At 59.2% G+C, this 13,090-nt stretch carries 13 protein-coding genes and 1 pseudogene; 7 read left to right on the forward strand and 7 right to left on the reverse strand.

Translation table 11 applies throughout. From position 1 onward, the window contains the following. The 5 genes and pseudogenes from WKI84_RS03600 to WKI84_RS03620 form a co-directional block, all read left to right on the forward strand. Positions 1–452, forward strand: a pseudogene (locus WKI84_RS03600) (TIGR00300 family protein); the annotation flags it as partial. A gap of 52 nt (positions 453–504) precedes the next feature. After that, the gene (locus tag WKI84_RS03605) at positions 505–1,485 is read left to right on the forward strand and encodes an SPFH domain-containing protein (protein ID WP_337862158.1); all 981 of its coding nucleotides are present in this window, start codon (positions 505–507) and stop codon (positions 1,483–1,485) included. A gap of 51 nt (positions 1,486–1,536) precedes the next feature. Further along, complete coding sequence (msrB, locus tag WKI84_RS03610) at positions 1,537–1,941, forward strand: peptide-methionine (R)-S-oxide reductase MsrB (RefSeq protein ID WP_337862159.1); 405 nt, start codon at positions 1,537–1,539, stop codon at positions 1,939–1,941. Continuing rightward, the gene (locus WKI84_RS03615; RefSeq protein WP_337862160.1) at positions 1,917–2,237 is read left to right on the forward strand and encodes a hypothetical protein; all 321 of its coding nucleotides are present in this window, start codon (positions 1,917–1,919) and stop codon (positions 2,235–2,237) included. Before msrB ends, WKI84_RS03615 begins: the two co-directional genes overlap by 25 nt. Then, complete coding sequence (locus tag WKI84_RS03620) at positions 2,234–2,356, forward strand: hypothetical protein (RefSeq protein ID WP_337862161.1); 123 nt, start codon at positions 2,234–2,236, stop codon at positions 2,354–2,356. Before WKI84_RS03615 ends, WKI84_RS03620 begins: the two co-directional genes overlap by 4 nt. Positions 2,357–2,426: 70 nt before the next feature. Here the strand turns inward: WKI84_RS03620 and gatB are convergent, their stop codons facing one another. From gatB to WKI84_RS03645, 5 genes are read right to left on the reverse strand one after another with little or no spacing between them, the layout of a single operon-like run. Then, entirely contained in the window at positions 2,427–3,887 is a 1,461-nt protein-coding gene (gene gatB, locus WKI84_RS03625) for an Asp-tRNA(Asn)/Glu-tRNA(Gln) amidotransferase subunit GatB (protein WP_337862162.1), read from the reverse strand. Position 3,888: 1 nt separating this feature from the next. Then, complete coding sequence (gene gatA / locus WKI84_RS03630) at positions 3,889–5,370, reverse strand: Asp-tRNA(Asn)/Glu-tRNA(Gln) amidotransferase subunit GatA (protein WP_337862163.1); 1,482 nt, start codon at positions 5,368–5,370, stop codon at positions 3,889–3,891. Further along, positions 5,367–5,645, reverse strand: a complete 279-nt coding sequence (gatC, locus tag WKI84_RS03635) for an Asp-tRNA(Asn)/Glu-tRNA(Gln) amidotransferase subunit GatC (protein ID WP_337862164.1) — start codon at positions 5,643–5,645, stop codon at positions 5,367–5,369. The genes gatA and gatC overlap by 4 nt, the downstream gene beginning before the upstream one ends. Before the next feature lie 10 nt (positions 5,646–5,655). Then, a complete protein-coding gene (aspS, locus tag WKI84_RS03640) occupies positions 5,656–6,987 on the reverse strand; it encodes an aspartate--tRNA(Asn) ligase (protein ID WP_337862165.1) in 1,332 nt (443 codons plus the stop codon). Between the two features lie 37 nt (positions 6,988–7,024). Beyond that, entirely contained in the window at positions 7,025–7,984 is a 960-nt protein-coding gene (locus WKI84_RS03645) for a hypothetical protein (protein WP_337862166.1), read from the reverse strand. 82 nt (positions 7,985–8,066) lie between these two features. On the opposite strand from WKI84_RS03645, the gene WKI84_RS03650 reads away from it, so the two are divergent. After that, on the forward strand, positions 8,067–8,981 hold the full coding sequence (locus tag WKI84_RS03650; protein ID WP_337862167.1) for a cation diffusion facilitator family transporter: 915 nt from the start codon (positions 8,067–8,069) through the stop codon (positions 8,979–8,981). Between the two features lie 34 nt (positions 8,982–9,015). Next, on the forward strand, positions 9,016–10,107 hold the full coding sequence (locus WKI84_RS03655) for a formate--phosphoribosylaminoimidazolecarboxamide ligase (protein WP_337862168.1): 1,092 nt from the start codon (positions 9,016–9,018) through the stop codon (positions 10,105–10,107). Here WKI84_RS03655 and WKI84_RS03660 read toward each other — a convergent pair. Both WKI84_RS03660 and WKI84_RS03665 read right to left on the reverse strand, forming a co-directional pair. After that, on the reverse strand, positions 10,100–12,103 hold the full coding sequence (locus tag WKI84_RS03660; protein WP_337862169.1) for a CFI-box-CTERM domain-containing protein: 2,004 nt from the start codon (positions 12,101–12,103) through the stop codon (positions 10,100–10,102). The genes WKI84_RS03655 and WKI84_RS03660 overlap by 8 nt on opposite strands. 101 nt (positions 12,104–12,204) lie before the next feature. After that, positions 12,205–13,080 carry a hypothetical protein gene (locus WKI84_RS03665; RefSeq protein WP_337862170.1) on the reverse strand — a complete coding sequence of 292 codons (876 nt, stop codon included), beginning with the start codon at positions 13,078–13,080 and terminating at the stop codon, positions 12,205–12,207. Between the last annotated feature and the right edge of the window lie 10 nt (positions 13,081–13,090).

Genomic DNA, 13,090 nt, shown 5'->3' on the forward strand with positions numbered 1-13,090 from the left:
ACATGCAGGCGATAAACGAGGTGTTCAAGGCAGGCGGCCTGAAGGCGATGGTCGACAAAAAGATACTGAAGAGTGGGATCATGTACGAGTGCATCAAGAACGATGTTCCATTTGTCCTGTCAGGCTCGATACGCGACGACGGCCCGATACCGGACGTGGTGACTGACGTTGTAGAGGCGCAGAGAAAGTACAAAGAGGTATTGAAGGGCGCCAGGATGGTCCTGATGTTCTCCACCATGCTGCACTCGATAGCAGTGGGCAACATGCTGCCCTCCACAGTCAAGGTCGTCGCAGTGGACATCAGCCAGCCGGTCGTGACAAAGCTGATAGACAGGGGGACGGCGCAGGCCATCGGCATTGTGACAGACGTGGGCGCGTTCTTGCCCATAGTGGCAGGCCACCTTGAAAAGATGGCCGATGGCGAGAAGGGCAAGAAGCGCCACAGATCATAGAGATTACGGCTACAAGCCCTATATCCCCGTGCGACTATATACTTTTTAGCGTATGTCGGCCACCAGATCGTTCTTTAGCTTTGACAGGCTCGTGAGCCAGAAAGGCTCCGGCTCGCACGTAATAGCCGGCCTTGTTGTGCTCATCCTAGGAGTCGCCTTTGGCGCCGCCGTCGGCGCCGACTTCATAGGCTGGGCGTTTGCTGCGATAGGGATTGCGATAATAATATCGGCTTTCCTGATGATAATAAAGCAGTACGAGCGGGCCGTGGTGCTCAGGCTCGGCAAGTACCAGAGGCAGGTTGGCCCCGGCGTGCAGACTAGGATCCCGTTCGTGGACAGCATACTCGTAGTCGACATCAGGGAAAAGGTGCGCGAGTTCAAGGCCGAGAGGATGCTGACCCGGGACAACGTGCCAGTCACGATAGACGCGATACTGCGGTACAGGATAATAGAGAGCAGGGCCAAGGACTCTATCCTCAACGTCGAGAACTTTAACGAGATAATCCAGCAGGTCTCGCAGACGACATTGCGGAACAACATCGGCTCGTCGGCGTTCCAAGACATACTTTCAAAGAGAGAGGAGATAAACCAGCACGTCAAGACGATAATCGCGGCAGAGGCTGCCAACTGGGGCATAGAGGTGACCGGAGTAGAGATCAGGCAGGTGATAATCCCGCAGGAGCTTGAGGCGGCCATGTCGATGGAGGCGCAGGCAGAGAGGGAAAAGAACGCCAGAGTGAAATACGGCGAGTCCGAGGTGCAGGTCGCAAGGCAGTTTGAGGAAGCCTCCAGAGTTTACGAGAACAACCCGGTGGCGTACGCGCTCAGGCAGTCCAACATGCTCTACGAGTCGATAAAGGTACAGGGCAACACGATAGTGATGGTTCCCTCAGAGTCGCTCAACGCGATAGGGTTTGGCAACCTTGCGCTGACGCAGGCGTATCTTGAAAACACGAAAAAGGCCGCCAAGCCCCACCAACAACAACAGCAGCAACAGCAGCAACAAGACAAAGAGGCAGCCAATCCGGAATAGATCCGGAACAAGTCTTATACGTCGCGCCAGCGAGATAAAAAAACAGCTGATATGGAGATAGTAAACAAGAACCTCACCCCAGAGCAGAGGGAGGTCTGCTTTAACAAGGGCACCGAGCGCCCTTTTTCCGGCGAGTACTGGAACAGCCACGAGAAGGGCACGTACAGGTGCGTCAACTGCGGCGCCGAGCTGTTCAAGTCGGACACCAAGTTCGACTCTGGCACAGGCTGGCCCAGCTTTTGGGCGCCTGCAAGCGAGAAAAACATCAGGGAGGAGGTTGACACGAGCTACGGCATGGTCAGGACGGAGGTGATGTGCGGCAGGTGCGGCGCGCACCTCGGCCACGTGTTTGACGACGGGCCCAACCCGACCGGCATGCGCTACTGCATCAACTCGCTTTCGCTCAAGCTGGAAAAAGATAAAGAGGAAGCTTGGCAGCAGAACAAGAAGAAATGAGCGTCTGGTCTGACTGGCTCGACTTTGACAGGGCCGGCGTCGAGCAGGTGCCTGAAAAGCCGGGCGTGTACCTGATGCACGCAAGCATGAAGGTGATGCACATAGGGGGCTCAGACAACATGCGCCAGGCGCTTCTGGATTTGCTGGCAGACCCGTGCGCAGGCAAGGCCAGGAGGTTCCACTACATGCCAACAGAGTCGTACGCCCAAGTCAGGGAGCAGATGCTAAAAGAATACGCAGACAAGCACGGAGGAAAGCTGCCGTCTTGCATGGAAGGGGAGGAAGACAGGAAATGATGCTGGTCCGCTGCTACACGTGCAACAGGGTGTTTGACATTGACAAAAAGAGCGAGCGCAAAGAGGCGGCAGAGCACAGCAGGGCGTGCCACGAGATGACCCAGGGGTTCAAGGGCTAGCTTTTCAGGAAACTCCTCGGCCACAATCACGTCAGCCTTCTTCTTTTTCCCTGCCTGCTGCCGGAAAAAATCACGGCCTTTGCAGCTTTTTGCGTATCAGCTCAAGCGTCACCTTTGGATCGGCCCTGCCCTTTGTGTGCTGCATCACCTTGCCGAGGATAAAGTTGGCAGCGGCCGGGTTCTTTTTTGCGTCTTCCACCGCGGCAGGCTCGGCTGCAAACACGGCGTCGATGGCCTGCTCCAGGGCGCCGGCATCTCCGATTTTTGAAGCCTGCATGGTTTTTGCTACTTCAGAGGGCATCTCGCCTGACTTGACCACCTGCGCAAGTATCTGCTTGGCAGTTGCGCGGTTGATGACGTTTTGCTCGACGAGCCGTGCAAGGTCGGCTATGTGGGCCGGGCCAGCTTTCAGGCCGGCAAGCATCGAATGTTCTTCTCCTTCCTTGGCCTTTTCGTCGATAAAGCCCATCAGGTCGGTAACAACCCAGTTTGCTATCTCTTTTGGCGAGTCGTAGACCTTGATGGCAGACTCGAAAAAGTCGGCAAGCTCTTTGTTGTCTATGAGCACCTGCGCGACGTGGGGCGTCAGGGCATACGCAGACACGAAACGGGCCTTTCTTGCGTCTGGCAGCTCGGGCATGGACGACCGGAGCGACTGCACGAACCTTTCCCCGAGGACGACGGAGGGTATGTCCGGCTCTGGAAAGTAGCGGTAGTCCTGCTCTTCCTCTTTAGAGCGCGACTCTTTTGTCACCTTTCTTGCGTCGTCCCAGTGACGGGTCTCCGCCTTGACCTCTATTTCGCGTGAGACCATGGTCTTTTGCCGGGTTATCTCGTAGCGCAGCGCCTTTTCCGCGTCGCCAAACGAGCCCACGTTCTTTATCTCGACGCGCCTTCCGCCTGCGACTGACACGTTCACGTCGCACCTGACTGCTCCTTCTAGCCGCGTGTCGCATACCCCAAGGTGCTCCACTATCGACGTTATCTTGTTGAGGAACTCCCTGACATCTTTGGGGTCGTCAAAGTCCGGCTCGGTCACTATCTCTACAAGCGGCGTGCCGGCCCGGTTATAGTCGACAAGTGTGTAGGTGCTCTTTTCCATGCTCCCGCCTTCGTAGACGAGCCTGCCAGGGTCCTCTTCAAGCTGGACGCGGCGTATGCGCGCAGACTTTATTGTCTCGCCACTGCCGTATTCAAGCGTGCCGTCGACTCCGATGCTCGTCACGCCGTACGCGTTGTACTGGGTGAGCTGAAAGTTCTTGGGCAGGTCTGGGTAGAAATAGTTCTTGCGGTAGAACATTATCTCTGCCGGCACCGCGCAGCCGAGCGCGCGGGACACCATGCCGGCGAATTCAACGGCGCGCTTGTTCAGCAACGGCAGCGTTCCGGGCAGGCCCGTGCATATCGGGCAGGTGTTAGAGTTTGGCTCCTTGCCCCTGTAGTCTGAAGCGCAGGGGCAGAACAGCTTGCTCTTGAGGCCGGTGAGCTGGCAGTGGATTTCAAGCCCTATCTTGACCTGCAGTATTGTCATGTCAGAGGTCGGGGCTCCTTTGCATGCCGGAAGAAGACGATGATTCAAACGTTGCTGCCGCGTCGAGCATGGTCTGCTCCTGGAACTCGTCGGCCATCAGCTGGAGGCCGATTGGCAGGTTATCGGCAGAAAAGCCGGCAGGCACCGACATTGCAGGGATGCCGGCAAGGTTTGCGACCACGGTGTCGATGTCTACCAGATACATCTTTAGCGGATCGTCCACCTTTTCTCCTATCCTGAAGGGCAGTATCGGCATCGTCGGCCCGACCAACACGTCGTATTTTGCAAAGAGCGACTTTAGCTCTTTTTTCAACACCGAGCGGGCCTGCTGCGCCTTCAGGTAATACTTGCCATAATAGCCCGACGAGAGCACGTACGCTCCCGTTATTATCCTGCGCTTTACCTCCTCGCCAAAGCCCGCCCTCGCCTTGGCAAAGTACGCGTTCCACTCGTAGCCTTCTGGGCTCATGTCAAAGCCGTAGCGGACGTTGTCATAGCGGGCAAGGTTGCTCGACGCCTCGGCCATGGCAATGGTGTAGTAAGAGGCAAGCGCGTACTGCACCGACGGGAGCGAGGTCTCCTCGCACTTGCAGCTCTGCCCCGCAAAAACGTCCAGTGAGCGGTATACTGCCTTGGCTACCTGCTCGTCTGCGCCCTCTACCAGCTCCCGGACCAGCCCCACGCGCAGGGCCTTTTTTATTCCAGCGGCAGAATAGTGAGCCGGCCTGTTGCCGTCTTGCGGAGCAGCAACCGTCGTGTGGTCCCGGTCGTCGTGTCCTGCAATCACGCTCAGGGCCGCTGCGACATCGGCCACGGTGCGCGCGGCGGGCCCCACCTGCTCGAGGCTGTTTGCGTACGAGACCAGCCCGTACCTGCTCACAAGCCCGTACGTCGGCTTGAGCCCTACAATGGAGCAAAAGCTCGCAGGGCACCTGACCGAACCGCCGGTGTCAGAGCCCAGAGATATGGCGCACTCCATGGCGGCCACGCTTGCGGCTGTGCCGCCTGAAGAGCCACCGGGCACCCGCGATATGTCCCACGGGTTGCGGGTGGGGCCGTGCCTGCTGAACTCGGTGGTAGAGCCCATCGCAAACTCGTCCAGGTTTACCTTGCCCACGATTATGGCGCCGGCATCCTGCAGCCTCCTTACCACCGTGGCGTCGTACGGCGGCACAAACTCTTCAAGCATCCTTGACGCGCAGGTCGTCCTCATACCCTTTGTGCAGATGTTGTCCTTGATGCTGACTGCGACGCCGGCGAGCGGGCCGACCTGGCCGCCGTCGCGTATCTTTTTGTCCAGCGCGCGCGCCTGCTCGACTGCGCCCTTGTTGACCGTGACAAACGCGTTGACCTTGGGCTCGACCTGCTCCATCCGCTCCATCACCTGGTGTATGTATTCTTCCGCAGAGAACTGGCGCTCCCGCACCCCCTGCGCGACCGCAAGGGCGCCAAGAGAATACAGTTTTGTGGCAGTTGCGGTCATGTCATCCGGGGCCCCTTTACAAAGCCGTCCTTGCGGTATTTAGTCCCAAGCGGGTCGGCGCCAAAAGGCTCGGCAGCGTCTTCCCGCAGCTCCTCGTAGCTCTTGGCCGCCTTGACGGTGCCGGCCTCCCCGAGGAAGGGCATCGAGTCAAGCTTGTCCAGATATGATACTATCTGCTCTATCTGGGAGGCGTACCGCTCGACTTCTTCATCTGACAGCTCTATACGGGAGAGCCAGCCGAGGTGCTTTACCTGCTCTTTTGTGATCGCTGTCATGTCTCTCTATCTAGGGCGCCAGCCTGTCAATGTCCCGGGGATAAAAGGTAGCGTCGCGTATGTTCTCTATTTTTGCGATTGCCATCATGAGCCGCTCAAGGCCGAGGCCAAAGCCTGCGTGGGGCGGCACTCCATAGTCAAACACGCGCAGATGGTAATCAAAAGCGTCCACCTTGAGCCCCTGCTTTTGCATCCGCTCCACCAGCTGGTCCTTGCGGTTGATTCTGGTGCTGCCGGACGACAGCTCCAGCGGGCCGAACATGAGGTCGAAAGACTCGCAGACCCGCGGGTCGTCGGCCTTGGGCTTGACGTAAAAGGGCTTGGTCGACGTGGGCCAGTCGACTATAAAGTAAAAGCCGTCCAGGCGCTCGTCCTGGAGGTTCTTCATCACCTGCGGCGAAATGTCGTCGCCCCACTGGATGCGCTCGCCGGCCTCCTGCAACCTGTCTATCAGGTCGGAATAGGCGTACTTGGGGAGCGGCAGTTCCAGCTTGGGCATCTCTAATTCCAGAAATTTCAAATCGGCAGGGTTGCGCTCCTTGACCGTGTCGATGATGTTCACAATCATCCTCTCCAGAAGCGCCATCACGTCGTGGTAGTCGGCAAACGCCCTTTCCACATCTATAGAGATGGCCTCTGAGAGGTGGCGGTTGGTGCGCGAAGGCTCGGCCCGGAATATTGGACCGATCTCAAACACGCTTTCAAACGCCATGGTCAGCTGCTCTTTGTACAGCTGGGGGCTCTGGGCCAGAAACGCCTCCCTGTCATAGTAGAATATCGGAAAGAGCGCCGCCCCTCCCTCTGTGGCAGTCGCTATCATCTTGGGCGTGCTGACCTCCATGAACTGCTGACGCAGGAGGAACTCTCGCACCGAGTTCACCACTGTCTGCCTTATCCTGAATATGGCGCCCAGCTGGCCCCTGCGCAGGTCGACTGCCCTCAGATCGAGGCGCGTGTCGATTCCCACCGGAGAGGTCTTGCCCTGCGTCATGAAGGGCGCGGCCTTCCTCGCAACAGAGAATGCCCGCATCTCGGTTGGAACGACCTCTGCCCCGTTTGGCGCCTTTGCCTGCGGCCTCACCTTGCCCTTGACGCCCAGCGCAGTGTGCTCCTTCACCTCCTGCGCCATCGAGAACAGCTGCTCGCCGGCCTCGCCCTTTTTCGCAGTAACCTGGACCTCGCCCTGCGAGTCCTTTATTATTATGAACTGGATGTTGCCGTGGTCCCTCACGCTAGAGACCCACCCCATCACGACCACTTCTCTGTCTGCCATCGAGGGCCCTATCTCTGACGAATAGTGGGTCCGCCTCCACTGGCCGAGGTCTTCTTCCTTGATTTCCAAATTAAATAGAGCCTGTTGTACCAGAGAGGTTATTAATTTAACCGTGCAGGACCCGCTCGGCCAGCCTAGCTATGATGTCTGCCGCCTTTTCTTTCTTCAGCACCCCTGTGACAAAGTTGGGCCTGCCCCCTCCCCTCCCGTCCGGGCCGGCCACCTCTCTGAAAACCCTGTTGCAGTCAAGGCCGGCAAGCGACTCGCTCCTTGCAAACACGAAATGCGAGCCATCGGCGCCCTCGTTAGAGATAGCGACCACCGTGCCGGGCGCCTCCTCTATAGCCTTGCCTGCAAACTCTTGCAGCGCCTCGTCTGCAAGGCCCGAGAAGGCACCCGAGTAGACCTGCCTGATTTCGCCACCGGCGCTGCCAACAGCCGGCTTTATGCCGGCAAGCACCTGCTTGCTGAGCGCCTTTAGCTTTTTCGAGCTGGCCTCGCCCTCTGACCGCACCTTCCTTGCGGTGCTTGCAAGGGTGTTCGGGTTGGCGCCCAGCTCCGCGCACACCTGCATCACGAGCGTCGACAGCGTGATTGCGGCAGCCCTCGCATGCTTGCCGACCACAAAGTCGACCTCGTACTCGCCCCCGCTCTTGGCAAGCCGGGTGACCAGGAAAAAGTCGCAGTCGCGCAGGTTGGCGGCGTGCTCCATGGAGCAGGCAGTCACGTCATGGCCCCTGATCTCGACTACGCGCACCTCCTCGCCGGCGGCTGCTATTCGCTCCTCGTTTGCACGCAGGCCAGGGTTCTGGGCGCGGGCCTCCTCAAGCGAGCGGTAAGTCCGGGTTTCGACGGGGTGCCCCTCTGCGATGAGTGCGTTCACCATCTCTTCGGCCTTGACTACGGCTGCAAGGTCGAGCTGCGGCAGGACTATGAAAGCGGTGTTGCTGCCGCTCTTGCCGTCGTGCTCCACCTTTCTCACCCGGAGCGTCTGCCCCAGGATCTTTTGCAGCGCGCCGGCAAACGCGTGCTCGGCGGTGTGCGCCTCCCTCATGTTGCTGCTCATGGCCTGGCTGCAGAAGGGATTATGAAAGTGCAATAAAAGTTGAGACGCTTTAATAGCGCGGATGGCTAGTTTTTCTGCCCCGATGGCAGCAGAATCATCATCGTCACCACATCGACACGAAAACGGGGGCGTCCCGAAGACGCCAGCCCGCCGGCTCGCACTCGTGCTGATCCTGACGGCAGGGTACTTTGCCACCGAGGTGGTGGCCGCGCTGCTGACAGGCAGCCTTGCGCTCCTTGCAGACGCCGGCCACATGCTGACAGACGTTGGCGCACTCGCCCTTGCGCTCCTTGCCATCTCGTTCCGGCAAAAGCCGAGCACCCCCAGGCGCACGTACGGCTTTTACAGGATGGAGATACTTGCCGCCCTAACAAACGGCATAGTGCTTGCGTCGCTTGCAGTCTTTATCATGTTCGAGGCGTACGGGAGGATACTCGACCCGCCAGAGGTGCAGGCGCTCCCCGTGGCAGTCGTGGCCGCAATAGGGCTTGGAGTCAACCTGGCGGGCCTGAAGATCATAGGGCACAGCCACCACGGGAACCTCAACGTAGAGGGGGCGAGGCTGGAGGTGTTCAGCGACGCGCTGGGCTCCGCCGGCGTGGCAGTGGCAGGCATCACGATAGCGCTCACCGGCCTGCAGATAGTCGACCCCATCGTGAGCATCGGCCTTGCCCTCTTTATCCTGCCCCGGATCTGGTCGCTCGCAAACCGCTCGATCCATATCCTCATGGAGGGCGTGCCGCCAGACATACCGTACGAGCAGGTTAGGGACGCCATGCTCGCCGTAAAGGGCGTCACCGGCCTTTTCGACCTGCACATCTGGACCATAACGTCCGGCATGGACGCGCTGTCTGCCCACGTGGTGGTCCTCAACCCAGGCATGGCGCAGGAGATACTGCGCGAGATGACTGCCATGCTGGAAAAGCGCTTTGGGATAACGCACGCGACAATACAGATAGAGACGTACCACCCGCCTGCAGGGAGCCCCCACCGGTAAGGGTTTTAATCCCCCGGCAGGCAATCAACCCCGTTTGGTCAAGGCTAGCAGCAGCAACAAAAAAAGAAATACCATTGCCAGTGGGGGCATCGGCAGCGGCGGCAGGACGACGATGGTGGCGACTCTCGGCTCGCACTGTGCGCTCCAGGTGCTAAAGGGGGCAAAGGACGAGGGGTTCAAGACGCTGCTGGTGTGCGAGGAAAAGCGTGTCGGCCTTTACAAGAGGTTCCCGTTCATAGACGAGATGGTCGTGGTCAAAAGTTTCCGTGAAATCCTCGACGCAAAGGTCCAGGAAAAGCTTGCCGGCTCTGTTCTGGTGCCCCACGGCACGCTCATCGCCCAGATGTCAAGCGACGAGATAGAGGGCATCCAGGTACCGATCTTTGGCAACAAGTGGATACTGCGCTGGGAGGCCGACAGGGAGATGAAGCAGAGGCTGATGGATGAGGCAGGACTAAAGACCCCCCGGCCTGTCAGCTCAAAGGACGAGATAAAGGGGCTGTGCATAGTAAAGCTGCACGGCGCGGCCGGCGGGAGGGGCTACTACCTCGCATGGGACCGCGCAAGCTTTGAGGAAGGCGCCAGCAGGCTGATCTCGCAAAAGATGATAAAAAGCGAGAAGGACCTCTACATCCAGGAATTCATCAGGGGCGTCCCGGCCTATCTGCAGTATTTCTATTCTCCACTCACAAAAGAGATCGAGCTCCTCGGCGTCGACAGGCGCTACGAGTCAGACATTGACGGCATCGGGCGCATACCGGCCAGACAGCAGCTCGGGGCAGGCGGCGAGCCATCGTACACCGTGGTGGGCAACATACCCCTTGTCCTCAGAGAGTCCCTCCTGGAGCAGGTGTACAAGATGGGCGAGGACTTTTGCGCCGCGGCGGAGAGGCTGGTCAGGCCTGGGATGCCTGGCCCCTTCTGCCTGGAGGGCGTCTACGACAGCGAGGGCGGGTTCACCACGTTCGAGTTCTCTGCCCGCATTGTGGCAGGGACGAACCTCTTTGTGGACGGCTCGCCGTACTCGCAGCTCCTCTACAAAGAGCCGATGAGCATGGGCCGCAGGATCGCAAGGGAGATCAAGCTGGCGAAAAGAAAGGGCAGGCTCGCAGACGTAGTTACTTAGAAGAGAGGAGGATGAGCCTGCCTGCAAGCGACGCGACGGCAAGGGCGGCCGCTGCCGTCAGCGACGCCACAAACGCCGAGGTCGCAACGGACAGCGCCGCGGCGGTGGTGGTGGTGATGCTGCTGCCGCCAGTGGCAAGCAGTAGCGCGGTTGCAGCAAGCGAGCCCGCTGCCACTGCGAGCGCGACTGCCGCCGGCCTGACGCCAATACTCTTGCTCCTGTTCCTTTTTGCTGCGATGATCACGCCGGCCGCAAGCGCAGGCGACACATAGACGGCTCCTATCAGCGAGCTTGCAGTAGCGCCTGCAAGGAGCGCCCCGGCCTCGCCTTCCGGCGCCACCGAGAACGCCTTTTCAGAGGCAAGCAGGATGCCAAAGAGCGGGTACAGGCCCGTCTTTACGGCCGACTGCAGCCAGGGCTGCTTGCGCTCATAGTCGGCCACCTGCGGGCTGAAAGAGTAATAGGCAGAGTTGAATGCGCCCATGAACGCCGAGCCGGCCTGCGAATCCATTATATAGTTGTCGCGGAAGCCCCGGAGGAACTGCACCTGCGGCGTAAGTTCAGAGCCAAACGCTGCCGTGGCTATGAGGCAGCCGGAGGGCGGCTGTTGTTGAGGCGGGTTTGCAGAGTTGCTGCCCGTTGTTGCTTTTCCCTGCAGCACCACGATGTCCAGCTGCGCGCTCTCGCCAGAGCCGTTAATGTTTTCGGCTGCTAGCCTGTACGTCCCTGCCTCTGAAAACGTGTACTTGTGCGAAAAGGTGCCCTGCCCCGACGACAGGTGCTGCCTGTACACGACAACATCGCCGCCGTTATTTCCCCCTCCTCCATCTTCTTTTTCAAGCACAAAGTCAAACGAGGAGTTGCGCACGAGGTCGCCTGTCTGCGTGTCCTGCACGTTCATCACAAACGTGGTCTCTGCCCCGGTCTCGATCACTTCAGGCCCCCACGACAGCTGCCACAGGTATTTCTCGGTGGTGGAGAGGATGTCGATAGGGAACTTGGGGGTGCCGGCCGGCGCCAGCGCAAACAGCATCCTGTCGCCGGCAGAGCCCCCTACCCGCTGCGACAGGCTGGCAAGTTTGTCGTTGTTGAGCACAAAGTGCACTATGCGCAGGTTCTCGCTCGAATAGTCGTCTATCAGCACGGCCTCCGGCGACAGCTCGACGCCGTTTATAGCGCCCCGGTAGCCGTTCACCTGCAGGTCCTTGACCGCCTTTGGGAACTGGACTTCCATGTGCACCAGCTGCACCTGCTTGACGTATTCCGTGCTCCAGTCAAAAGGCATGGAGAAGCTTATCCCGGCAGCAGGGTCGTACGAGAAATCTGTTACGTCGGCATAGTAGGTCTTGACCGACATTGTGACGTTTTCTTGTTCGCCGCCCTCTCCAGCCTTCACCGGGACTGCAAAGTTCTGGGTCTTGGACACGCTGACATATAGGTCAAACGTCCTGTCGCTTTCAAGTGCAAGCCCCGTGCTCGACTTTTCAAGCGTGACTGCAAAGTGATAGAGGCCGCCGTCTGACATTATCCTGCTCCGTATCTGCACAGGCTTGTCCTTGCTCACCTCGACGCGTCCTGCGTTTGTCTGGCCGTTGACCTCGGCCTGCTGGGCGCCGGCGTCCGGCACAAGGTTTGCCACCACGAGGCCGTCCGGCGAGCGGAACTGCTGATCCAGCAGAACGTCGCTGCCGCGCTCTATTACCACACGGTAGTCCATGCCTGCGATGGTCGAGTTGGTGCCGGCGTCGTGCGCCCTCACGGTAAAGACTGGCCTCTGCTGCCGCCCGTCTGCTGACACCTGCTCTATGCTGCTTGGCGACATGGTCGCCTCCACGGAAACCTGCCTGTTGCCTATGACTGTGGGCTGGGTCTCGTCAAAGCCCAGGCCGTGGCCGTACGCGCTGCCGGCAGTCGATGCGACCAGCAAGGCGCCGATGATAGTAGTAATGGCGACGACGGAAGCAGGAACGGCAAAAGCAGGTCTCCTTCTTTGCACGGGACTGCTATCCTAAAACGCAAAATAAAGATTTGTCCAAAAAAGCGGACGGATTATTTTTTCCTGCCGGGTTGTTGCCCTCGCTTGGCTGCCGCTGTTCCTTATGTTGCAGTGTCATCCGGCAGCTTTAGGTCGAACGCCTTGATCAGGTTCTCGTGGATCTGGCCGTGGACAATTATCGCCACGTCGTCTGGCGACTCTTTGTGGTTGACGGCAGTCCTGAGCTTGCCAAGCCCTGCCTTGACCTGGGCCATCTCTTCTTCCGAGCCGGCGGGTGCGAGGTTCTTTACCTTGCTGAACATGCCAGACGCCTTGGTCACAAATGCCTTGGAGACTTCGTACGCGTCCTTGTCGTACACCTGGTCCATGTGGCCGTCCATGACGCCAGACGAGCTGTGCGAGGCGGTGGCGTTCATGCTGTTGCTGCTGCCGCCGTGGCTGTTGCCGTGGCTGCCGGCCTCTCCAGGCATCATCATGCCAAAAGCGCGGTTGTATGCGTCGAGCGCCTCGGTGACCATCTGCGCCATCACAATAGCCTGCACGTCGCCGTCCTTCAGGAACTTTTTGTCTATCCTTGCGCTCTGCGCCTCGCCAAGCAGCGAGTTGACGGCCTTGATCTGCTTTTTGATGTCGGCCCTCGGTGCCTTGTCGCCTATCATCCCCTCCAGCTTGTCAAAGGCTGCGCCAAGGTCGGTGGCCACCCGCTTGTTTTTCTCGGCAACCTCGCCAAGTATGTGATCGTCAAAGTGCATCCGGGCGTGTTCCACGTGCGCCAGAGCAACGTCTGACTTGCGCAGGTTCTTGTCTGCCAGCTGGAGGTGCACCTTGGCCTTTTCCACGTTAGCAATAAAGTTCGCGCTTTCGTCGCCAGTGAAATTGTGCGCAAACGCCTGCTGCAGGCCAGCAGATGTCGAGGCGTACGCGAGTCCCGCAAGCACCATCCCTGCCAGAGCAAGTGCCGCGATCTTGGGTTCCATGCCGGTGCTA

The sequence above is a fragment of the Nitrososphaera sp. genome, from assembly GCF_037447015.1.
Classification (GTDB): Archaea; Thermoproteota; Nitrososphaeria; order Nitrososphaerales; family Nitrososphaeraceae; genus Nitrososphaera.

Coding starts and splice junctions, on each gene's coding strand:
- WKI84_RS03605 (WP_337862158.1), top strand. CDS start 505: ATGTCGGCCACCAGATCGTTCTTTAGCTTTGACAGGCTCGTGAGCCAG.
- WKI84_RS03650 (WP_337862167.1), top strand. CDS start 8,067: ATGGCAGCAGAATCATCATCGTCACCACATCGACACGAAAACGGGGGC.
- gatB (WP_337862162.1), bottom strand. CDS start 3,887: ATGACAATACTGCAGGTCAAGATAGGGCTTGAAATCCACTGCCAGCTC.
- gatC (WP_337862164.1), bottom strand. CDS start 5,645: ATGACAGCGATCACAAAAGAGCAGGTAAAGCACCTCGGCTGGCTCTCC.
- WKI84_RS03620 (WP_337862161.1), top strand. CDS start 2,234: ATGATGCTGGTCCGCTGCTACACGTGCAACAGGGTGTTTGACATTGAC.
- msrB (WP_337862159.1), top strand. CDS start 1,537: ATGGAGATAGTAAACAAGAACCTCACCCCAGAGCAGAGGGAGGTCTGC.
- gatA (WP_337862163.1), bottom strand. CDS start 5,370: ATGACCGCAACTGCCACAAAACTGTATTCTCTTGGCGCCCTTGCGGTC.
- WKI84_RS03645 (WP_337862166.1), bottom strand. CDS start 7,984: ATGAGCAGCAACATGAGGGAGGCGCACACCGCCGAGCACGCGTTTGCC.
- WKI84_RS03665 (WP_337862170.1), bottom strand. CDS start 13,080: ATGGAACCCAAGATCGCGGCACTTGCTCTGGCAGGGATGGTGCTTGCG.